Consider the following 20285-nt stretch of genomic DNA (forward strand, 5'->3'; position numbering starts at 1 on the left):
GCCCCCCACCCATGACGAGGTCCTTATGAACGCCCCCTTCGATCAGCTGTCCGCCTGGCTGAAAGAACACAAGATTACCGAAGTCGAATGCGTGATCAGTGATTTGACTGGCATCGCACGCGGCAAGATTGCGCCCACCAACAAGTTCCTGCATGAGCGAGGCATGCGCCTGCCGGAAAGTGTGCTGCTGCAAACGGTAACCGGGGACTTTGTCGACGACGATATCTACTACGACCTGCTCGACCCGGCCGACATCGACATGATCTGCCGCCCGGTGTCCAACGCCACCTACGTGGTGCCATGGGCCATCGAGCCCACCGCGATTGTGATCCACGACACCTTCGACAAGCAGGGCAACCCCATCGAACTGTCGCCGCGCAACGTGCTGAAGAAAGTCCTGCAGCTCTACACCGACAAGGGTTGGCAGCCGATTGTCGCGCCGGAAATGGAGTTCTACCTGACCCAGCGCTGCGAAGACCCGGACCTGCCGCTGAAAACACCGATTGGTCGCTCCGGCCGCGCCGAGACCGGGCGCCAGTCGTTTTCCATCGACGCGGCCAACGAATTCGACCCGTTGTTCGAAGACGTCTACGACTGGTGCGAAGCCCAGGGCCTGGACCTCGATACGCTGATCCACGAAGACGGCCCGGCGCAGATGGAAATCAACTTCCGCCACGGTGACGCCCTCGACCTGGCCGACCAGATCACCGTGTTCAAGCGCACCCTGCGCGAGGCCGCGCTCAAGCACAACGTGGCCGCGACCTTCATGGCCAAACCGGTGGCCGACGAGCCGGGCAGCGCCATGCACCTGCACCAGAGCGTGGTCGACATCGCCACCGGCAAGCCGGTGTTCGTCGACGCCGAGGGCAACAAGAGCCAATTGTTCCTGCACCATATCGGCGGCCTGCAGAAGTACATCCCCAAGCTGCTGCCGATGTTCGCGCCCAACGTGAACTCGTTCCGCCGCTTTTTGCCGGATACCTCGGCACCGGTGAACGTGGAGTGGGGCGAAGAAAACCGCACTGTCGGCCTGCGCGTACCCACCTCCAGCCCCGACGCCATGCGTGTGGAAAACCGCCTGCCCGGCGCCGATGCCAATCCCTACCTGGCGATTGCCGCTAGTCTGTTGTGTGGCTACCTGGGCATGGTCGAGCAGATCGAACCGAGCGCACCGGTGGAGGGCCGCGCCTACGAGCGCCGCAACCTGCGCCTGCCATTCACCCTCGAAGATGCGCTGGCACGCATGGAGGACTGCGACACGGTCAAGCAGTACCTGGGCGATAAATTCGTGCGTGGCTACGTGGCGGTCAAACGCGCCGAGCACGAGAATTTCAAGCGGGTGATCAGTTCCTGGGAGCGTGAGTTCCTGCTGTTGAGCGTCTAAAAAACCAATAAAGGGGTGTCGATATGCGTCTTGTGAAACAGCTTCTCCCGCTGGCCCTGGTGGCCGCGTTCAGCAGCACCAGCCAGGCAGCACCGACGGTCAGCGTCTACAACTGGACCGACTACATCGGCGAGACCACCCTGGCCGACTTCCAGGCCAAGACCGGGATCAAGCCGATCTATGACGTGTTCGACTCCAATGAAACCCTGGAGGGCAAGTTGCTCGCCGGGCGCACCGGCTATGACGTGGTCGTGCCGTCCAACCACTTCCTGGCACGCCAGGTAAAGGCCGGTGCGTTCCTCAAGCTCGACCGTGCGCAGTTGCCCAACTTCAAGAACCTCGACCCCAAGCTGCTCAAGCTGCTGGAGAAAAACGACCCAGGTAATGCGCACTCGGTGCCCTACCTGTGGGGCACCAATGGCATCGGCTACAACGTCGACAAGGTCAAGCAGGTGCTGGGCATCGACCACATCGATTCGTGGGCGGTGCTGTTCGAGCCCGAGAACATCAAGAAACTCAGCCAGTGTGGCGTGGCCTTTCTCGATTCGGCGGATGAGCTGTTCCCGGCGATCCTCAACTACATGGGCAAGGACCCGCGCAGCGAGAATCCCGAGGACTACAAGCAGGCCGAAGCCAAGCTGCTGACGCTGCGGCCGTACATCACCTACTTCCATTCCTCCAAGTACATCTCGGATTTGGCCAACGGTGATATCTGCGTGGCATTCGGTTATTCCGGCGACGTGTTCCAGGCCGCCAACCGCGCCAAGGAAGCCAAGAACGGCGTGAACATCGCTTATTCGATTCCCAAGGAAGGCTCCAACCTGTGGTTCGACCTGCTGGCGATTCCCACCGACGCGAGCAACCCGAAAGAAGCCCACGCCTTCATTAACTATCTGCTCGACCCTGAAGTGATCGCCAAGGTCAGCGCCTCGGTGGGTTATGCCAACGCCAACCCCGCCGCCAAGGCCTTCATGGACCCGGAACTGGTGAACAACCCCGAGGTGTACCCGCCGCAGGAAGTGCTCGACAAACTCTATATTTCCACCACGCCGACCCCGGCGACCATGCGCCTGATGACCCGCGCCTGGAGCAAAGTGAAGACCAACAAATGATTCAATCGACTGACCACGCCCGGTCCTACTACCGGGCCACGGCCAACGCCCTGGTGGAGCGCCCGGCACTGGGCGCCGACCTGACCGCCGATGTGTGTGTGATCGGCGGCGGGTTCACCGGCGTCAACACCGCCATCGAACTGGCCCAACGTGGGCTCTCGGTGATCCTGCTGGAGGCCCGGCGCATCGGCTGGGGCGCCAGCGGGCGCAACGGCGGGCAACTGATTCGCGGCATCGGCCATGACGTGTCGGGGTTTGCCAAATACGTGGGCGAGGAGGGCGTGCGCTACCTGGAACGCGCTGGCATCGAGTCGGTGGCGCTGGTGGGCGAGCGCATTCGCGAGCACAGCATCGACTGCGACTTGCGCTGGGGCTTTTGTGAGTTGGCGAATACGCCGGCGCAGTTCGCGGCGTTCAAGGACGAGCAGGCGCACTTGGCGCAACTGGGGTACACCCATGAAACCCGCCTGGTCGGTGCGCAGGACCTGCAACAGGTGGTCGGTTCGACCGTGTATGCCGGGGGGCTGGTGGACATGGGCTCCGGGCATTTGCATCCGCTGAACCTGGTACTGGGTGAGGCGCGGCTGGCCGAGTCCCTTGGGGTGCGGATCTTCGAGCACACCGAGGTGCTGGAACTGCTCCACGGCGACACGGTTCAAGTCCGTTGCGCCGGCGGTACGGTGCGCGCCGCCAGCCTGGTGCTGGCCTGCAATGCGCACCTGGAGGAACTGGAACCGCGCTTGAGCGGCAAGGTGCTCCCGGCGGGCAGCTACATCATCGCCACCGAGCCGTTGTCGGAAGACGTGGCCAACCAGTTGATCCCGCAGAACCTTGCGCTGTGCGACCAGAAAGTCGGCCTGGATTACTATCGATTGTCCGCTGACCGCCGCCTGCTATTCGGCGGCGCCTGCCATTACTCCGGGCGCGATCCGGTGGACATCGCCGCCTATATGCAGCCGAAAATGCTCAAGGTGTTCCCGCAACTGGCCCATACCGCCATTGAGTTTCAGTGGGGCGGCAAGATCGGCATTACCGCCAACCGCTTTCCGCAGGTGGGGCGCTTGAAGCAATACCCGAATGTGTTTTATGCCCAGGGCTATTCCGGGCATGGGTTGAACGTGACCCACTGGTGCGCAAAGTTGCTGGCCGAAGGTATCCACGCCGGCCACAGTACGGGCCTGGATATTTTCAGCCAGGTGCCACACATGACCTTTCCCGGCGGCAAGGCGTTGCGTTCGCCGCTGCTGGCGTTGGGGATGTTGTGGTATCGCCTGCGGGAGGTGATCTAACCGACACCACCATCCTAATGTGGGAGCGGGCTTGCTCGCGAAAGCGGTCTTTCAGTGACACATGCACTGACTGATCCACCGCATTCGCGAGCAAGCCCGCTCCCACAGTTTTGAACGGCGTCAGGCCTTGGGTTCGGTGAGCACTTTGCGGAAGGTTTCCACCAGTGGCCGCAGGTTGATCCGATGCCACGCTGCCCACAATGGTGTGGTGTAGCTCAGCCACGGCAACTCCCGCAACACCACTCCGGGCGGGGCATTGCGGCTCAGGCCCTTTTGCACCATTGCCACGCCCAGGCCCGAAGCCACCAGGCCCAACGCGGTAAACGGTTCACCGGCTTCCATGGGGATCTGCGGGGTGAAGCCGGCGCGAATGCAGGCGGCCACAAAGTCGTCGGCGGGGTTGGCGCCAGGTTTGCGTTGCACGCCGATCCACTCCTGGCCGGCCAGGTGCTCGGGCAACAACTCGCTTTGATGGGCCAATGGATGGTGCTCGGGCAACGCCAGCAGCATGGGCTCGTCCAGCACTTGCCGTGCGATCAGGTCCGGGTCGTCGGCAGCCGGTGGTTCGCCGACCAGGGCGATGTCCAGGCTGCGTTGGCGCAGGCCTTCGAGTTGTTCCAGCGACGGCAGGTTATACAGCTTGATATGCACGGTGGGGCGGTCGTCGCGCAGGATGCGCAGGGCATTGGGCAATACACCGGCATGCATGGCGTTTTCGATATAGCCGATGCACAGGCCACCTTCTTCACCACGGCCCAGGCGCTTGCCCAGGGATTCCAGGCGATTGGCGTGGGTCAGCAAGGCCCTGGTTTCAGCCAGGAAAGTCTGGCCGTCGCGGGTCAGGCGGATGCGTTGCTGGCTGCGTTCAAACAGGGTCAGGCCCAGGCGTTCTTCAAGCTGGGCGATCTGCCGGCTCAGCGGCGACTGCGAGATGTGCAGGCGTTCGGCTGCACGGCCGACGTGTTCTTCTTCGGCGACCACTTCGAAGTAGCGCAGTTGGCGGAGATCGATCATGTTAGACCTGCGAGGACTCAAGTTGGTCGCAGTATGTCTTGGACGGTCCGATCTCTGCAATCTAGGATCTGCTCAACGGTCACAGCGACCCCTGCACCCATTGAGGATCCACCATGAGCTTGAAAGATAAACTTCCCGGCCAACTCGGCTTTGGCACCGCACCGCTGGGCAACATGTTCCGCGCCATTCCTGAAGACGAGGCCCAGGCCACCGTGGAGGCTGCCTGGAGCGCCGGCGTGCGCTATTTCGACACCGCGCCGTTCTACGGCTCGGGCCTCTCTGAAATCCGCCTGGGCCAAGCCCTGTCGCAGTACAACCGCGACGACTTCGTGCTCAGCACCAAGGTCGGCCGGGTGATTCTCGACGAAATCGAAGCAAGCCCCCGTGACCTCGGCGAAAAAAGCGGTGTGTTCGAACACGGTCGCCCGAACAAGATGGTCAACGACTACAGCGCCGACGCGACGATGCGCTCGATTGAAGACAGCCTGGCCCGCCTGAACACCGATCGCCTCGACATCGTGTGGATCCATGACATCGCCCAGGACTTCTACGGCGACCAGTGGCTGGAGTACTTCAACCAGGCCCGTACCGGTGCGTTCAAAGTGCTGACTCGCTTGCGCGAAGAGCAAGGCCTGGGGCCTGGGTGTGAACCGCGTCGAGCCGTGCGAGCTGACCCTGGACCTGACTGAAGCGCAACCCGACGGCTTTTTGCTGGCCGGCCGCTACACTTTGCTGGACCACGACCGCGCCCTGCAACGCTTGATGGATGCGGCCCTGGCACAGAACGTCGAGATCGTCGTCGGTGGCCCCTACAGCTCCGGCATCCTCGCCGGTGGCGCGCACTTTGAGTACCAGCCAGCCAGCCCGGCGATCATCAGCAAGGTTGAGCAGATCAAGGCGATTGCCCAGGCGTTTGGCGTGAGCGTAAAGGCCGCCGCGCTGCAATTCTCCCTGGCGCACCCGGCCGTGGCTGCGGTGATCCCAGGCGCCAGTCGTCCGGGGCGGATTGCCGAAGACGTTGCGGCGTTGTCAGAGAAGATCCCGGCAGCCTTCTGGCAGGCCCTGCGCGATGGCCGATTGATTTCGGACCGTGCACCACTGCCGCTTTAACTTCAGGAGTTCAACCCATGAAAATCGATGTAAGCGGCAAAGTGGCCATCGTCAGCGGCAGCACGGCTGGCATAGGCCTGGGCATCAGCCAGGCACTCGCGGCATCCGGCGCTACTGTGGTGGTAATCGGGCGTGAGGCCGGCAAGGTCGATGACGCACTGGCGAGCATCCGCCAGGCCGTCCCCGATGCGGACCTGCGTGGGCTGGTGGCTGACCTTGGCACAGCCGAGGGCGCAGAAAAACTCTTCGCCGCCGAACCGCGTGCCGACATCCTGGTCAACAACCTGGGCATCTTCAACGATGTGGATTTCTTCGAGGCCCCGGACAGCGAATGGACACGCTTTTATGAGGTCAATGTGATCTCCGGTGTACGCCTGGCGCGGCATTACGTGCCGGGCATGGTCGGGCAGGGTTGGGGGCGGGTGATCTTTCTGTCGTCGGAGTCCGGCGTGGCGACACCGGCGGACATGATCAATTACGGCGTGACCAAGAGCGCCAATCTGGCGGTGTCCCATGGCTTGGCCAAGCGCCTGGCGGGCACCGGTGTGACGGTAAACGCGGTGTTGCCTGGCCCGACCTTTACCGACGGCCTGGAGCAGATGCTCAAGGACGCGACACAAAAATCCGGGCGCAGTGCGCGGGACGAGGCGGATGTGTTTGTACGTAATGCGCGGCCGACGTCGATCATCCAGCGCGCGGCGAATGTAGATGAAGTCGCCAACCTGGTGGCGTACATTGCTTCACCCCTGTCTTCTGCAACCACAGGTGCTGCATTGCGGGTCGACGGCGGTGTTGTCGACAGCATGGCGATCTGAATTGTTTTCTATTTTCTGGAGTAATTAACGTGGCAACAGCGTCTTCTGTAATTGAAATCCCGGTCTCGGCCGATCAGGTCTGGCAATTGGTCGGTGGCTTCAACAGCCTGCCGGACTGGCTGCCGTTTATCGTCAAGAGCGAGCCAAGCGACGGCGGCCGCGTGCGTCACCTGCAAACCGCCGACGGTGGCGTGGTGGTGGAGCGGTTGCAGAGCTTTGATAACGTTGGGCGCACCTACAGCTACACCATCGAGCAGTCACCGTTCCCGGTGAGTGCGTATCTGGCGACATTGCAGGTTGAGGTCTTGACCGAAACGTCGGCGAAAGTGACCTGGTCCGGTGTGTTCACGCCGGCGACGGGGACTACGGATGCGGCGGTGGAGGAATTGTTTGCCGGTGTCTACAGCGGTGGGCTTGAGGCGTTGCGCGCCAATTTCCCAGACTGAAACTGAACCTGTGGTGACTGGGTTTTGTGGTGAGCGGGTTTGCCCCGTGCTGCCCCGCGCTGGGCTGCGCAGCAGCCCCAAAAATCTTGGGAGCGCTACGCACTCCAGCGCGAGCAAGCTCGCTCACCACAGCAAGCCCGCTCACCGAAGTAAATCTCAACAGCGCAAGCTATTCGGGCATGAGCTGCTGGCGGCATTCCAGGACTAATCTGGCACCGCCTTGTTCACTGGTACCCACTTCCAACTTGAACCCATGCAAGTTGATGATCGCCGCCACAATCGACAAGCCCAACCCGAAACCGCCTTGCTGGTCGCTTTCATCCACGCGATAGAAGCGCTGGAACACTGCGTCACGTTCCGCCGCCGGGATGCCCGGTCCGGAGTCGTGCACTTCGATGCGTGTGCTGCCGGCGTCATTGACCCCACGCAGAATCACCTCGCCGCCCGGTGGGGAGAACTTGATCGAGTTGCTCAGCAGGTTGGACAGGGCTTCGAACAACAGGGCGCGGTCGCCGGTGATCCACGGCAGGGATTCCGGGGTTTCGAGCCGCAGCTGCAGTTCGCCTTCTTCGGCCAGCGGCAGGTAGAAGTCGTGCAGTTCGCGCAACAGTGGCAACGGGTCCATCACCAGGAAGCCTGATCGACGCTGGTGGTCTTCCAGTTCGGAGATACGCAACAGCCCGCGAAAGCGCGCCATCAGCGTATCGGTTTCGGCAATCGCGTCATCCAGTTTCACCGCGTAGTCCGACTCCGCCTCGGCCTCCTGCTTGATCCGGTACAACTGCGCGCGCAAGCGTGTCAGCGGGGTGCGCAGGTCGTGGGCGATGTTGTCGCACACGCCCTTGACCTCGTTCATCAGCTTTTCGATGCGGTCGAGCATGGCGTTGACGATGGCGGCGAGCATGTCCAGTTCGTCACGCCGATTGGACAGCGGCAGGCGGTGGGTGAGGTCGCCGGCCACGATGGCTTCGGCACTCGCCTGGATCCCACGGATGCGTCGCAACGGACGGCGGCGCAACAAGTGCCAGCCGGCGGCGCCGGGGATAATCGTCAGGGACAGCGCCCACAGTAATGCGTGCCAGATGATGCGGGTTACGCCGAACAACGAACCGTTAGCCCGCACCAGCACCAGCCAGCGGCCGTCGTCGGTGTGGGTGGCCACGGCGTCGCAGCTGTCCTTGGGCAATTTGGGGTCGTTGGATTCCACGCAATTGGCCAGGGCGTGGATCTTGCCGTCCAGGGGCAGGTCCGGCGGAATCGCGCGGATCGGCCCACTGAGCGGGCGGAACTGCTCATCGAACAGCCCGTAGGCGTCCACGCCCTTCATGTCGAAGGTCATGCTGGTGGTCAGGGCTTCCACCAGTTCCTCGCCGTCGAAGCGCTGGAACAGGTGCTGGCGCTGCATCAGCGAATGGCGCGACAGGTCGCCCAGGTAACCGGACACCTCGTAATACAGCACCCCCATGAGGATGCAGCTCCAGGCCACGAACAGCGAACTGTACAACGCCAGCAGGCGACTGCTGGAGGAGCGCCAGCCTTTAGAGGGGTTCAGCAATGACATAACCGGAACCTCGTACCGTGCGGATCAGCGGCGTGAGGCCCGGTGGGTCGATCTTCTTGCGCAGGCGACCGATGTGCACGTCGATCAGGTTGGTGCCCGGGTCGAAGTGATAACCCCAGACCTCCTCGAAGATCATCATGCGTGACAGGATCTGCCCGGTGTTGCGCATCAGGAATTCGAGCAGCTTGTATTCAGTGGGCAACAGGCTCAGGGGTTGTTCGGCGCGGCTGGCTTCGCGGCTGATCAGGTTCAGCTCCAGGTCCGCGACGCGCAGGGCGGTTTCGAATTCCTTGACCGTGCTTTTGCGTCGTAGCAGCACTTCGACGCGGGCCGCCATCTCGTCCGAGGCGAACGGCTTGGTGAGGTAATCGTCACCACCGGCGCGCAGGCCGCGCACGCGCTCGTCAACGTCGGAGAGGGCGCTGATCATCAGGATCGGCGTGGAGACGCCAATGGTGCGCAGTGTCGTGACGATGGCGAGGCCATCGAGTTCCGGCAGCATGCGGTCGAGGGTGATCAAATCGTAGTCCCCGCTCACGGCGCGGACCAGGCCTTCGCGGCCGTTGTCTACCCAGTCTACGTCCAGTCCATGGCTACTCAGCTCGGCGACGATCTCGCGGGCCGTTACGGCGTCATCCTCGATGGTCAAAATACGGGTCATGGGATTACCTTTCACACTGGAAGACCGCATTCGCCGGCAAGCCGGCGCCTACAGAAGTACGGGCATTTTGCCAAGAAATAGCTGAACGCTTCCTAAATAAAACTTCATGTTGGCAAAACTGACACAGATTTCATCCATTGGCACAGGTCACTGTGGGAGACGGCTTGCCGGCGATCGCGGTCTATCGGTCAACTATCGGGTCGGTTGGAATGGCGCTAGCACCGGCACACCGGCCCCTGCAGGTTGGTGGCTGGCGTGAGATTGCATTACGCCCGCCTTTTGCGGTGATTTCTTGCAAGTTGCATGGTGTGGGTTAGTTCAATTTACTTAAATTATTGAAATATAAGGACTTTAAATTTTGCGCCGACTGGCATGGTGCCTGCACTGTCCCTTTTGAGACTTGTAACACTATTTTTCTGCCTTGGAGCAAAACAACAATGATCACATCCTCATCCACGCTGCAAGAATCGAGCTCGCTCTCCGGGGTTTCCTGGGGGGCGATTTTTGCCGGGGCTGCCGCCGCGGCTGCGCTGTCGCTGATCCTGGTATTGCTGGGTTTCGGCCTGGGCTTTTCGGCGGTGTCGCCGTGGGCTGACAGCGGTATCAGTGCCAAGGGCCTTGGCATTTCCACGATTGTCTGGCTGGCGTTCACGCAGATTGTGGCGTCCGGGCTGGGCGGTTATATCGCCGGTCGGTTGCGCGTGAAGTGGGCCAACATGCACGGTGATGAGGTGTACTTCCGCGACACTGCCCATGGTTTCCTGGCCTGGGCGGTTGCCACGCTGATCACCGCGGTGCTGGTGGTGGGTTCGGTCAGCAGTGTTGTCAGCGGTGGTGTGAAAGCCGGTGCCAGTGTTGCCGCCGGCGCGGCCAGCGGTATCACCCAAGCCGCCGGCAGTGCAGCCAAGGGCGTCAACGGTGGCGATTTCGACTATTACGTCGACAGCCTGTTCCGTGATGATCGCCCGGTTGCTGTCAGTGATGACGCCGCCCATGGCGTGGTTGCCCGCATCTTTACCCGCACCCTGAGCAACGATGGCCAACTGGCCCCTGAAGACCGTGCCTACCTGGCCCAGTTGATCAGCCAGCGCACCAACCTCAGCCAGGCGGACGCCGAAGCGCGTATCGACAAGGTCTATGGCGATGCCCGTAAAGCTGTTGAAGACGCCAAGCTCAAAGCCAAGCAAGCCGCTGACACCGCCGCAAAAGTCGCTGCCTATACCTCGCTGTGGACCTTTGTCGCGCTGTTGATCGGTGCATTCTTCGCCAGCTTCGCAGCCACCTTTGGCGGTCGCCGTCGCGATGCCGTGGTGTATGTCGAAACCGAACACTTCGTACGTTAATTCAAGGAGAACATCATGCGCTCATTACTGCTTTGGTTCCTCGGTGTGCCTATTCCGGTGATCATTTTGATTGCGATCTTTATGCACTGATAGCACGTCTTAATCGGTAGAAAATGTGGGAGTGGGTTTGTTTGCGAAAGGCGTGTATCAGCGACTCATGAGTTGGCTGATACGGCGCTTTCGCGGGCAAGCCCGCTCCCACATTTGGTTTTGTGCAGGGTCAGCCAGCTTGTGACCAGGAGGGGGATCCAGATGTTCGTCAGGCCCTTACGCGGTGTGCGGATAATCACCTGCACATCCGAGAGGCGCGGCTAAGCCGTTATTAACCATTGGGCCAGCACGCGGCCGTGATAGCGGATCTGTGCCAGGGTCAGCGCGGTGTAGCCAATGATCACCGCAGGCGGTTGCCCAGCATACCAAGCGGCGAAACAGGTTCGCGCCGAGCATGTAGCCGCTGATGGTAGCGGCGAACACCAGGGCATACGCGGTGGCCGTCAGATGGAAGCCCCGTTGCAGCAGCGCACGTTCAGGCCTGTCCCGGCAGCGTCATCCCAACCCCTAACGCTGAGCAATAAATGTGGGGACCTGCAGAGGCCCATGCTCAGTCATCAAATCCAACCTGCTCATGAATCTCATCCACCTTCAATTCCAACCGGTACGCCACCGCAATAAACAACGCCTGGCACAAGCACAACGTGGCGCTCAACGAACGAAACGCAAACGACGACCCCTCATTCACCAACAGCACGGCGTTCGCCCGCTTGGCCAGTGGCGACAGATTGCTGTCGGTGATGATCAGGGTCTTGGCCTGGTGGTGCTGGGCGATGCGCAGGCAGTGCTGAGTCTCTTTGCCATACGGCGTAAAGCTGATGGCGATCACCAGGTCATTGGCGCGCACGCTGCGCATCTGCTCGCGGTAGCTGCCGCCCAGGCCTGAAATCAGGTGGATGCGCTTGTTGGTGTGCTGCAGGTTGTAGACCAGGTAATCGGCCACCGCAAAAGAGCGGCGCACGCCGACTACGTAGATATTGTCGGCATTCACCACCAGGTCCACGGCTTTGTCGAACGCGACATCATCCAGCTCCAGCCCCAGACGCTCGATGCCGGACAAGGTCGCGTTGACGCATTCGCGCGCCAGGTCACCGCCGCTGGCCTTCTGCGATTTGTTGGCGATCATGCTGCGGATGCGTTGCTGGTAGTTCTGCACCGGCGTGGTCTTGTGGGTGTAGGCCTCGCGGAACAACGCCTGCATCTCACTGAAGCCACTGAACCCGAAGCGTTGCGAGAAACGCACGATGGCCGACGGGTGCACTTCGCACTCGCGGGCGATGTCGCTGATGCGGTCGACCATGATCCGGTCGCTCTGCTGGCTCATGTAGCTGGCGATGCGTTTGAGCTGGCGCGGCAGGCTCTCGTATTCGTCGGTGATCAGCTGCAACAGGCGCTCGGCATTGATCGGAGGGCTGGCGATAGAGTCTTCCAGGGTGGTCTCGGGATCGGTGCGGGACATGGTCAATCCTTCTGGCGTTGTTGTCTGTTGCGCTGATGGGTGGCGCAAGTCTACAGGGTAGGCGCAAAAAAATACCCCGGCATCACGGCCGGCGTGGCCTGCTGAAACGATGCACTGCGGTGGGAGTGCCGTTGTACAAGCTTAATGGAAAAAATATTCCAATGAAAAAATATCTGGAATAAATATTGATTGGCGTCGCCGGACGTTCTAGTCTGCTCCCACCAAGAGCGTTTGCCATCGCCACGGCGGCACAACGCAGGCTGATAAAAATAACAGGAGCCAGCATGGGCCAGACTCGTTTTGCCAGTGGGCGTCAATTGGATCTGATTTGCCTCGGGCGCCTGGGCGTCGACCTCTATGCACAGCAAGTGGGTGCGCGGCTTGAGGACGTGTCCAGCTTCGCCAAGTACCTCGGCGGGTCCTCCGCCAACATCGCCTTTGGCACCGCACGGCTTGGGCTCAAGTCGGCGATGCTGAGCCGGGTGGGCGACGACCACATGGGGCGTTTCCTGGTGGAGTCCCTGGCCCGCGAAGGCTGCGATGTCAGCGGCATCAAGGTCGACCCGGAACGCCTCACCGCCCTGGTGTTGCTCGGCCTCAAGGACCGCGAAACCTTCCCCCTGGTGTTCTACCGCGAAAACTGCGCCGACATGGCCCTGCGCGTCGAAGACATCAGCGAAGCCTTTATTGCCTCCAGCAAGGCGCTGCTGATCACCGGTACGCATTTCTCCACCGACGGCGTGTACAAGGCCAGCATCCAGGCACTGGATTACGCGGCCAAGCACAACGTCAAGTGCGTGCTGGATATCGACTACCGCCCAGTGCTGTGGGGCCTGGCAGGCAAGGCCGACGGCGAAACCCGCTTTGTGGCCGATCAGAATGTCAGCCAGCACGTGCAGAAAATCCTGCCGCGCTTCGACCTGATCGTCGGCACCGAAGAAGAATTCCTGATCGCGGGGGGCAGTGAAGATTTGCTCAGCGCGCTGCGTAACGTGCGTGAGCTGACCCCGGCGACCCTGGTGGTCAAGCTCGGCCCGCAGGGCTGCACGGTGATTCACGGCGCCATCCCCGCACGCCTGGAAGACGGCGCCATCTACCCCGGTGTGCGCGTGGAAGTGCTCAATGTGCTGGGGGCCGGCGATGCGTTCATGTCGGGGTTCCTCAGTGGTTGGATCAATGACGCCAGCGATGAGCGCTGCAGCCAGTTGGCCAATGCCTGTGGCGGCCTGGTCGTGTCGCGCCATGCGTGTGCTCCGGCCATGCCGACACCCGCGGAGCTGGAGTACCTGTTCAACAGCCCGGTGCCGATTACCCGTCCGGACCAGGACGTGACCCTGCAACGCCTGCACCGCGTGACAGTGCCGCGCAAGGCCTGGAGGCAGCTATTCGTGTTTGCCTTCGACCACCGCTGGCAACTGGTGGACCTGGCGCAGAAGGGCGGCCAGGACCCGGCGCGCATCAGCGATGCCAAGCAACTGTTTATCCAGGCCATCGAACGCGTCGAGAAAAAACTCGCCGAGCAAGGTGTAGAAGCCGATGTCGGTCTACTGGCCGACCAACGCTTCGGCCAGGACGCGCTCAACGCCGCCAGCGGTCGCGGTTGGTGGATCGCACGCCCGGTCGAGGTGCAGAACTCTCGGCCGCTGGCGTTCGAACACGGTCGCTCGGTGGGCAGCAACCTGATTGCCTGGCCCCAGGAGCAAATCATCAAATGCCTGGTGCAATTTCACCCGGATGACGAGCCGATGCTGCGCCTGGAGCAAGAGGCACAACTCAAGGCGGTGTACGAGGCGTCGATTGTCAGTGGCCATGAACTGCTGCTGGAGGTCATCCCGCCCAAGGATCACCCGTCCACCTACCCGGATGTGCTCTACCGCAGCCTCAAGCGCCTGTACAACCTGGGTATCTACCCGGCGTGGTGGAAGATCGAGGCGCAATCGGCCGAAGACTGGAAAAAGCTCGACGAACTGATCCAGGAGCGCGACCCGTACTGCCGTGGCGTGGTGTTGTTGGGCCTGAATGCGTCGGCGGAATTTCTCGCCGACGGTTTCCAGCAGGCCAGCCAGAGCACCACCTGCCGTGGCTTTGCCGTGGGCCGCACGATCTTCCAGGAACCGAGCCGCGCGTGGATGGCCGGGGAGATTGATGACGAGACCTTGATCAAGCAAGTCCAGGCCACCTTCGAACAGCTCATTAACGCCTGGCGCAGTGCTCGGACCTAAGCACAGCTCCAGATAGGGAATGCAATCAAATGTGGGAGCGAGCAAGCCCGCTCCCACATAAAGCAGATCTCATGCAACTTTGAAAAACAATAAAAGGTGCAGCCATGCCCGCAATCCGAATTGGCATCAACCCGATCTCCTGGAGCAACGACGACCTGCCGGCCCTGGGCGGTGAAACCCCCTTGAGCACCGCCCTGAGCGAAGGCAAGGAAATCGGCTACGAAGGTTTTGAACTCAACGGCAAGTTCCCCAAGGACGCCAAGGGCGTCGGCGACGTATTGCGCCCTTATGAGTTGGCGCTGGTTTCCGGCTGGTACTCCAGCCGCCTGGCCCGGCGCTCGGTGGCTGAGGAGATCGAGGCCATCGCCGCGCATGTCGAGTTGCTCAAGCAGAACGGCGCGACGGTGCTGGTCTACGGCGAGGTGGCCGATTCGATCCAGGGCTCGCGCATTCGCCTGATCGAACGCCCACGTTTTCACAGCGAACAAGCCTGGCAGGACTACGCCGACAAGCTCACTGAACTGGCGCGCTTCACCCTGTCCCAGGGCGTGCGCCTGGCGTACCACCACCACATGGGCGCCTATGTCGAATCCCCGGAAGACATTGACCAACTGATGCGCCGCACCGGTCCTGAAGTCGGCCTGCTGTTTGACTCGGGTCACTGCTATATGGGCGGCGGCGAACCTATCGAGGTGCTGCGCAAACACATCGACCGCATTTGCCACGTGCACTTCAAGGACGTGCGCAAACCGGTGGTGCAACTGGCGCGCAACCAGATGTGGAGCTTTCCCGACTGCATCGTCAACGGCACCTTCACCGTGCCCGGCGACGGTGATATCGACTTCGCCGAATTGCTCGATGTGCTGCTGGCCGCCCAGTACCAAGGCTGGCTAGTGGTGGAGGCCGAGCAGGACCCCGCAGTGGCCCCCAGCTATATCTATGCGAAAAAAGGCTACGACACCTTACGTGCGCTTCTGAACGAGAGGGCCGGACAATGAGCTTGTTGGTCAAAAGCAGCAAACGCGGGAAAACCATGGTCGCCCTCGAAGCCGGGCGCCTGGAGTACGTGGGCTTTGCCGCCTACCGCCTGAGCCTGGGCGAAACCCTGCCGGTCAGCGCCGGCGACCAGGAGCTGTGCCTGGTGCTGCTCAGTGGGCGGGTGAACATCGAAGGCGAAGGCTTCAACTGGCAGAACCTCGGGGATCGCCATTCGGTCTTTGAAGAAAAATCCCCCTTCGCCGCCTACCTGCCGCCGGGCACCGATGCCCAGGTCACGGCCTTGAGCGATGTGCAGATTGCCGTGTGCGCCGCCCCGGGCGGCGAGGGCTACGAGCCACGCCTGATCCGTCCGGAAAACTGCAAGCGCAGCGTGCGTGGCAAAGGTGCCAACACCCGCTACGTGTGCGACATCCTGCCCGCCAGCGAGCCGGCCCATTCGCTGCTGGTGGTGGAGGTGCGTACGCCGTCCGGGCATTCGTCGAGCTACCCGCCGCATAAGCACGACACCGACGACCTGCCGCACCAGAGTTTCCTTGAAGAGACCTACTACCACCAGATCAACCCACCCCAGGGCTTTGTGTTCCAGCGGGTGTACACCGACGACCGCAGCATCGACCAGGCCATGGCTGTGGAAAACAGCGACCTGGTGGTGGTGCCCAAGGGGTATCACCCGGTCAGCGTCCCGTATGGCTACGAGTCCTATTACCTCAATGTCATGGCCGGCCCCAAGCGCGCCTGGCACTTCCACAACGACCCGCAGCACAGCTGGCTGCTGGACCTCTAATCAGCGGTTTTGGACGGAGAACAACAATGAAGTCGCCTCTACGTTTTGCCCTTAACCGCATGGTCGCCCCCCATTTGTCCCTGCCGGATTTCATTCAGTTGGCCGCCACGCTCAAGTGCGATGCGATCGAGATCCGCAACGACCTGGCGGACAAACAAATCGAATTCGGTACACCGGCCAGCCGCGTGCGCGAACTGTGCGCGGTGCAGGGCATCACCGTGCTGTCGATCAACGCGCTGTACCCCTTTGATGTGTGGAACGACGAACGCCGGGCCCAGGCGATCAAACTGGCGACCTATGCCCGTGAATGCGGCGCACAGGGCCTGGTGATGTGCCCGTTCAATGAGCCGGGCGACACGCGCAGCGAAGCCCAGCGCGCGGCCGGGTTGCGCACGGCCTTGAGCGAATTGGCGCCGATCCTGCGCGAGTACGGGGTTCTCGGCTTTATCGAGCCCCTGGGTTTTGAAGAGTGTGCCCTGCGCCGCAAGCGCGTGGCGGTGGAGGCGATCAAGTCCATTGGTGGGCTGGATGTGTTCCGCCTGGTGCATGACACCTTCCATCATCATCTGGCCAGCGAGCATGAGTTCTTCCCGGAACTGACTGGCCTGGTGCATATCTCCGGCGTGGAAGATGCCGAGGCGCCGCTGAATGCGATTCGCGACGGCCACCGCGTGCTGGTGGGCGAGGGTGACATCCTCGGCAACGCGGCGCAGATCGACACCTTGCTTAGCACCGGCTACAGCGGCTACCTGTCATTTGAGCCGTTTGCCGAGAGCGTGCACGGCCTGGCCGATATCCAGCAAGCGTTGGGCGCGAGCATTGCCCACCTGGAAAAGTCCCTGGCATAACGCAAACCAAAGGTAGGCGCTGGCTTGCCGGCGATAGCGATCGATCAGATATGAATTCACTGCCTGACCCATCGCTATCGCAGGCAAGCCAGCTCCCACACTGGAGTTGTATTCACACAAGGTGCAAGTGATGACCACAACACGATTGACCATGGCCCAGGCCCTGGTGAAGTTCCTGGATAACCAATACATCGAAGTCGATGGCGTGCAGAGTAAGTTTGTCGCCGGAGTGTTCACGATTTTCGGCCACGGCAATGTGCTGGGCCTGGGTCAGGCCTTGGAACAAGACGCCGGCGACTTGGTGGTGCACCAGGGGCGCAACGAGCAGGGCATGGCCCATGCGGCCATCGGTTTCGCCAAGCAGCACCTGCGCCGCAAGATCTACGCGTGCACCGCCTCCGTAGGCCCGGGCGCCGCCAACATGCTCACCGCCGCTGCGACCGCCACGGCTAACCGCATCCCGTTGTTGCTGTTGCCCGGCGATGTCTACGCCAGCCGCCAGCCCGACCCGGTGCTGCAACAGATCGAACAGTTCCATGACCTGAGCATCAGCACCAACGATGCCTTCCGCTCAGTCAGCAAGTACTGGGACCGCATCAACCGCCCCGAGCAGTTGATGACCGCCGCGATCCACGCCATGCGCGTGCTCACCGACCCGGCCGAAACCGGCGCCGTGACCCTGGCATTGCCCCAGGATGTGCAGGCCGAGGCCTGGGATTATCCGGATTATTTCCTGCAGAAACGCGTGCACCGCATCGACCGTCGCCCGGCGACCGCTGCGATGATCAGTGATGCATTGGCGGCGTTCCGCGGCAAGCGCAAGCCGCTGATCATCTGCGGTGGTGGGGTGAAGTACTCCGGCGCCAATGCCGCGTTGCAAGCCTTTGCCGAGCGGTTTGATATTCCCTTCGCGGAAACCCAGGCGGGCAAGAGCGCCGTGGTCTCCAGCCACCCGCTGAACGTCGGCGGGATCGGTGAAACCGGCTGCCTGGCGGCGAATCTGCTGGCGCCCGAAGCGGACCTGATCATTGGGATCGGCACGCGCTACACCGACTTCACCACCTCGTCCAAATCGCTGTTCAAGCACGCAGACGTGAAGTTTCTCAACCTCAATATCAGCCCCTGCGACGCGCTGAAACTCGACGGTGTGCAGGTGCTTGCCGACGCGCAGGTCGCCCTGGAAGCGCTTGCCGATGCCCTGGGGGATTACCGTTCCGGCTGGGGCGAGCAGATTGTTGAGGCCAAGGCGCAGTTAGACGCCGAGGTGGACCGCGTACACCACGTGGAATATGCCGGTGACGGTTTTGTGCCCGAGGTCGACGACCACCTGGACCGCGCGGTGCTGCGTGAATTTATCGAGTTGACCGGTTCGTGCCTGACCCAAAGCCGCGTGCTGGGTGTATTGAATGAAACCCTGGCCGACGACGCCATCATCGTCGCCGCCGCCGGCAGCCTGCCCGGCGACCTGCAGCGCGCCTGGCGCAGCAAGGGCGTCAACACCTACCACGTCGAGTACGGCTATTCGTGCATGGGCTACGAGATCAACGCCGCCCTTGGCGTGAAACTCGCCGAGCCGAGCAAAGAGGTCTACGCCTTGGTCGGCGACGGTTCCTACATGATGCTGCACTCGGAGCTGGCCACCTCGATCCAGGAGCGGCGCAAGATCAACGTGGTACTGCTCGACAACATGGCGTTCGGCTGCATCAACAACCTGCAGATTGGCAATGGCATGGACAGCTTCGGCACCGAGTTCCGCTTCCGCAACCCCGAGAGCGGCAAGCTCGACGGCGGCCTGGTGCCGGTGGATTTCGCCATGAGCGCGGCGGCCTATGGCTGCAAGACATACAAGGTCAGCACCGTGGAACAACTCGAAGCGGCGCTGGCGGATGCGCGTACTCAAACGGTTTCGACGCTGATCGATATCAAGGTGCTGCCCAAGACCATGATCCACGGCTACCTGTCGTGGTGGCGGGTAGGCGTGGCGCAGGTGTCCACCAGCGAACGCACGAATGCCGCCGCGAAAAAACTCAACGAACACCTGGCGAAGGCCCGGCAGTACTAATAACAAGAGGAGTGTTGTATGTCTTTGAAGCTTGGAGTGATTGGTACGGGCGCCATTGGCCGGGACCATATTCGTCGTTGCAGCCAGACCCTGCTCAACAGCCAGGTCGTCGCTGTGACCGACATCAACCTTGAACAGGCCGCCAAGGTGGTGGCGGACTTGAAGCTGGACGCCGAGGTGTACCCCGACGGCCATGCGTTGATCAACTCGCCGCAGGTGCAAGCGATCCTGGTGACCTCCTGGGGCCCGAGCCACGAAGAGTTCGTGCTCGCCGCCATCGCCGCCGGCAAACCGGTGTTCTGCGAAAAACCCCTGGCGGTCACTGCCGAGGGCTGCCGCAAGATCGTCGATGCCGAGGTGGCCTACGGCAAGCGCCTGGTGCAAGTCGGCTTCATGCGTCCGTATGACGAAGGCTATCGCGCCCTCAAGGCCGTGATCGACAGTGGCCAGATCGGCGAGCCGTTGATGCTGCATTGCGCACACCGCAACCCCACGGTAGGTGAGAACTACAAGACCGACATGGCGATCACCGACACCCTGATCCACGAGCTGGATGTGTTGCGTTGGCTGCTCAACGATGACTACGTGTCGGTGCAAGTGGTGTTCCCGCGCAAGTCCAGCAAGGCCCTGGCGCACCTGCGTGACCCGCAGATCGTGCTGCTGGAAACCGCCAAGGGCACGCGCATCGATGTGGAAGTGTTTGTGAACTGCCAGTACGGCTACGACATCCAGTGCGAAGTGGTGGGGGAGACCGGCATCGCCAAGCTGCCGGAGCCGTCCCAGGTGCAATTGCGTAGCGGGGCGAAGCTGTCCAACGCGATCCTGATGGACTGGAAGGACCGGTTTATCGGGGCCTATGACGTGGAGTTGCAGGCGTTTATCGACAGCGTTCGCGCCGGCCAGGTCGGCGGGCCGTCGGCGTGGGATGGCTTTGCGGCGGCAGTGGCGGCGGATGCGTGCATCGAGGCGCAGAACAGTGAGCAGATTGTGAAGGTGAGCCTGCCGGATCGCCCGCACTTCTACGGCTGATTCACTGAAGAAACCCGGTTAAAAACTGTGGGAGCTGGCTTGCCTGCGATGGCGGTTCATCAGTGTCAGATTCATTGCCTGACACACTGCTATCGC

General features: G+C 61.8%; 16 protein-coding genes and 1 pseudogene. 13 read left to right on the forward strand and 4 right to left on the reverse strand.

What is annotated here, in order from left to right; genetic code table 11:
• Positions 1-25 precede the first annotated feature (25 nt).
• Genes KHP07_RS17135 through KHP07_RS17145 form a run of 3 tightly spaced genes read left to right on the forward strand, consistent with a single transcriptional unit; the run spans position 26 to position 3785 of the window.
• Positions 26-1384 (forward strand): glutamine synthetase family protein, encoded by a 1359-nt coding sequence (locus KHP07_RS17135; RefSeq protein ID WP_078048020.1) that lies wholly within the window; start codon positions 26-28, stop codon positions 1382-1384.
• 23 nt (positions 1385-1407) lie between these two features.
• Positions 1408-2496 (forward strand): polyamine ABC transporter substrate-binding protein, encoded by a 1089-nt coding sequence (locus KHP07_RS17140; RefSeq protein ID WP_214497594.1) that lies wholly within the window; start codon positions 1408-1410, stop codon positions 2494-2496.
• Complete coding sequence (locus KHP07_RS17145; RefSeq protein ID WP_100490977.1) at positions 2493-3785, forward strand: NAD(P)/FAD-dependent oxidoreductase; 1293 nt, start codon at positions 2493-2495, stop codon at positions 3783-3785. The genes KHP07_RS17140 and KHP07_RS17145 overlap by 4 nt, the downstream gene beginning before the upstream one ends.
• Positions 3786-3905: 120 nt before the next feature.
• Here the strand turns inward: KHP07_RS17145 and KHP07_RS17150 are convergent, their stop codons facing one another.
• Positions 3906-4799, reverse strand: a complete 894-nt coding sequence (locus KHP07_RS17150; RefSeq protein WP_100490976.1) for a LysR substrate-binding domain-containing protein — start codon at positions 4797-4799, stop codon at positions 3906-3908.
• 113 nt (positions 4800-4912) lie between these two features.
• Between KHP07_RS17150 and KHP07_RS17155 the strand changes: the two are divergent.
• The 3 genes and pseudogenes from KHP07_RS17155 to KHP07_RS17165 all read left to right on the forward strand — a co-directional run bounded on the left by KHP07_RS17155 (position 4913) and on the right by KHP07_RS17165 (position 7170).
• Positions 4913-5909: pseudogene (locus KHP07_RS17155) on the forward strand (aldo/keto reductase).
• 17 nt (positions 5910-5926) lie between these two features.
• Positions 5927-6724 carry an SDR family NAD(P)-dependent oxidoreductase gene (locus tag KHP07_RS17160; protein WP_100490974.1) on the forward strand — a complete coding sequence of 266 codons (798 nt, stop codon included), beginning with the start codon at positions 5927-5929 and terminating at the stop codon, positions 6722-6724.
• 29 nt (positions 6725-6753) lie between these two features.
• Entirely contained in the window at positions 6754-7170 is a 417-nt protein-coding gene (locus tag KHP07_RS17165; protein ID WP_214497595.1) for an SRPBCC family protein, read from the forward strand.
• A 169-nt stretch (positions 7171-7339) separates the two neighbouring features.
• Here the strand turns inward: KHP07_RS17165 and KHP07_RS17170 are convergent, their stop codons facing one another.
• Positions 7340-8731 (reverse strand): sensor histidine kinase, encoded by a 1392-nt coding sequence (locus KHP07_RS17170; RefSeq protein WP_078048027.1) that lies wholly within the window; start codon positions 8729-8731, stop codon positions 7340-7342.
• Positions 8709-9392, reverse strand: a complete 684-nt coding sequence (locus KHP07_RS17175) for a response regulator transcription factor (protein ID WP_003219726.1) — start codon at positions 9390-9392, stop codon at positions 8709-8711. The genes KHP07_RS17170 and KHP07_RS17175 overlap by 23 nt, the downstream gene beginning before the upstream one ends.
• Positions 9393-9829: 437 nt before the next feature.
• On the opposite strand from KHP07_RS17175, the gene KHP07_RS17180 reads away from it, so the two are divergent.
• Positions 9830-10735: a hypothetical protein gene (locus KHP07_RS17180; protein ID WP_099493444.1), complete on the forward strand. Its 906-nt coding sequence runs from the start codon at positions 9830-9832 to the stop codon at positions 10733-10735.
• 601 nt (positions 10736-11336) lie between these two features.
• Here the strand turns inward: KHP07_RS17180 and KHP07_RS17185 are convergent.
• Positions 11337-12245: a MurR/RpiR family transcriptional regulator gene (locus tag KHP07_RS17185; RefSeq protein WP_012723775.1), complete on the reverse strand. Its 909-nt coding sequence runs from the start codon at positions 12243-12245 to the stop codon at positions 11337-11339.
• Positions 12246-12529: 284 nt separating this feature from the next.
• On the opposite strand from KHP07_RS17185, the gene KHP07_RS17190 reads away from it, so the two are divergent.
• From KHP07_RS17190 to iolG, 6 genes are all read left to right on the forward strand, one after another.
• Entirely contained in the window at positions 12530-14467 is a 1938-nt protein-coding gene (locus KHP07_RS17190) for a bifunctional 5-dehydro-2-deoxygluconokinase/5-dehydro-2-deoxyphosphogluconate aldolase (RefSeq protein ID WP_214497596.1), read from the forward strand.
• 104 nt (positions 14468-14571) lie between these two features.
• Positions 14572-15465: a myo-inosose-2 dehydratase gene (gene iolE, locus KHP07_RS17195; protein ID WP_214497597.1), complete on the forward strand. Its 894-nt coding sequence runs from the start codon at positions 14572-14574 to the stop codon at positions 15463-15465.
• Positions 15462-16250 (forward strand): 5-deoxy-glucuronate isomerase, encoded by a 789-nt coding sequence (gene iolB / locus KHP07_RS17200; RefSeq protein ID WP_099493441.1) that lies wholly within the window; start codon positions 15462-15464, stop codon positions 16248-16250. Before iolE ends, iolB begins: the two co-directional genes overlap by 4 nt.
• Before the next feature lie 26 nt (positions 16251-16276).
• On the forward strand, positions 16277-17098 hold the full coding sequence (locus KHP07_RS17205) for a TIM barrel protein (RefSeq protein ID WP_099493440.1): 822 nt from the start codon (positions 16277-16279) through the stop codon (positions 17096-17098).
• 130 nt (positions 17099-17228) lie between these two features.
• Positions 17229-19160 carry a 3D-(3,5/4)-trihydroxycyclohexane-1,2-dione acylhydrolase (decyclizing) gene (iolD, locus tag KHP07_RS17210; protein WP_214497598.1) on the forward strand — a complete coding sequence of 644 codons (1932 nt, stop codon included), beginning with the start codon at positions 17229-17231 and terminating at the stop codon, positions 19158-19160.
• Between the two features lie 18 nt (positions 19161-19178).
• Complete coding sequence (gene iolG, locus KHP07_RS17215) at positions 19179-20189, forward strand: bifunctional inositol 2-dehydrogenase/D-chiro-inositol 1-dehydrogenase (protein WP_078048034.1); 1011 nt, start codon at positions 19179-19181, stop codon at positions 20187-20189.
• Positions 20190-20285: the final 96 nt, after the last annotated feature.

The organism is Pseudomonas sp. VS40 (genome assembly GCF_018587885.1).
Lineage (GTDB): Bacteria > Pseudomonadota > Gammaproteobacteria > Pseudomonadales > Pseudomonadaceae > Aquipseudomonas > Aquipseudomonas pergaminensis.

What these genes read in the sequence shown, in the direction of transcription:
- KHP07_RS17135 (WP_078048020.1), top strand. Translation starts at nt 26, where the DNA reads ATGAACGCCCCCTTCGATCAGCTGTCCGCCTGGCTGAAAGAACACAAG.
- KHP07_RS17140 (WP_214497594.1), top strand. Translation starts at nt 1,408, where the DNA reads ATGCGTCTTGTGAAACAGCTTCTCCCGCTGGCCCTGGTGGCCGCGTTC.
- KHP07_RS17145 (WP_100490977.1), top strand. Translation starts at nt 2,493, where the DNA reads ATGATTCAATCGACTGACCACGCCCGGTCCTACTACCGGGCCACGGCC.
- KHP07_RS17150 (WP_100490976.1), bottom strand. Translation starts at nt 4,799, where the DNA reads ATGATCGATCTCCGCCAACTGCGCTACTTCGAAGTGGTCGCCGAAGAA.
- KHP07_RS17160 (WP_100490974.1), top strand. Translation starts at nt 5,927, where the DNA reads ATGAAAATCGATGTAAGCGGCAAAGTGGCCATCGTCAGCGGCAGCACG.
- KHP07_RS17170 (WP_078048027.1), bottom strand. Translation starts at nt 8,731, where the DNA reads ATGTCATTGCTGAACCCCTCTAAAGGCTGGCGCTCCTCCAGCAGTCGC.
- KHP07_RS17175 (WP_003219726.1), bottom strand. Translation starts at nt 9,392, where the DNA reads ATGACCCGTATTTTGACCATCGAGGATGACGCCGTAACGGCCCGCGAG.
- KHP07_RS17180 (WP_099493444.1), top strand. Translation starts at nt 9,830, where the DNA reads ATGATCACATCCTCATCCACGCTGCAAGAATCGAGCTCGCTCTCCGGG.
- KHP07_RS17185 (WP_012723775.1), bottom strand. Translation starts at nt 12,245, where the DNA reads ATGTCCCGCACCGATCCCGAGACCACCCTGGAAGACTCTATCGCCAGC.
- KHP07_RS17190 (WP_214497596.1), top strand. Translation starts at nt 12,530, where the DNA reads ATGGGCCAGACTCGTTTTGCCAGTGGGCGTCAATTGGATCTGATTTGC.
- iolE (WP_214497597.1), top strand. Translation starts at nt 14,572, where the DNA reads ATGCCCGCAATCCGAATTGGCATCAACCCGATCTCCTGGAGCAACGAC.
- iolB (WP_099493441.1), top strand. Translation starts at nt 15,462, where the DNA reads ATGAGCTTGTTGGTCAAAAGCAGCAAACGCGGGAAAACCATGGTCGCC.
- KHP07_RS17205 (WP_099493440.1), top strand. Translation starts at nt 16,277, where the DNA reads ATGAAGTCGCCTCTACGTTTTGCCCTTAACCGCATGGTCGCCCCCCAT.
- iolD (WP_214497598.1), top strand. Translation starts at nt 17,229, where the DNA reads ATGACCACAACACGATTGACCATGGCCCAGGCCCTGGTGAAGTTCCTG.
- iolG (WP_078048034.1), top strand. Translation starts at nt 19,179, where the DNA reads ATGTCTTTGAAGCTTGGAGTGATTGGTACGGGCGCCATTGGCCGGGAC.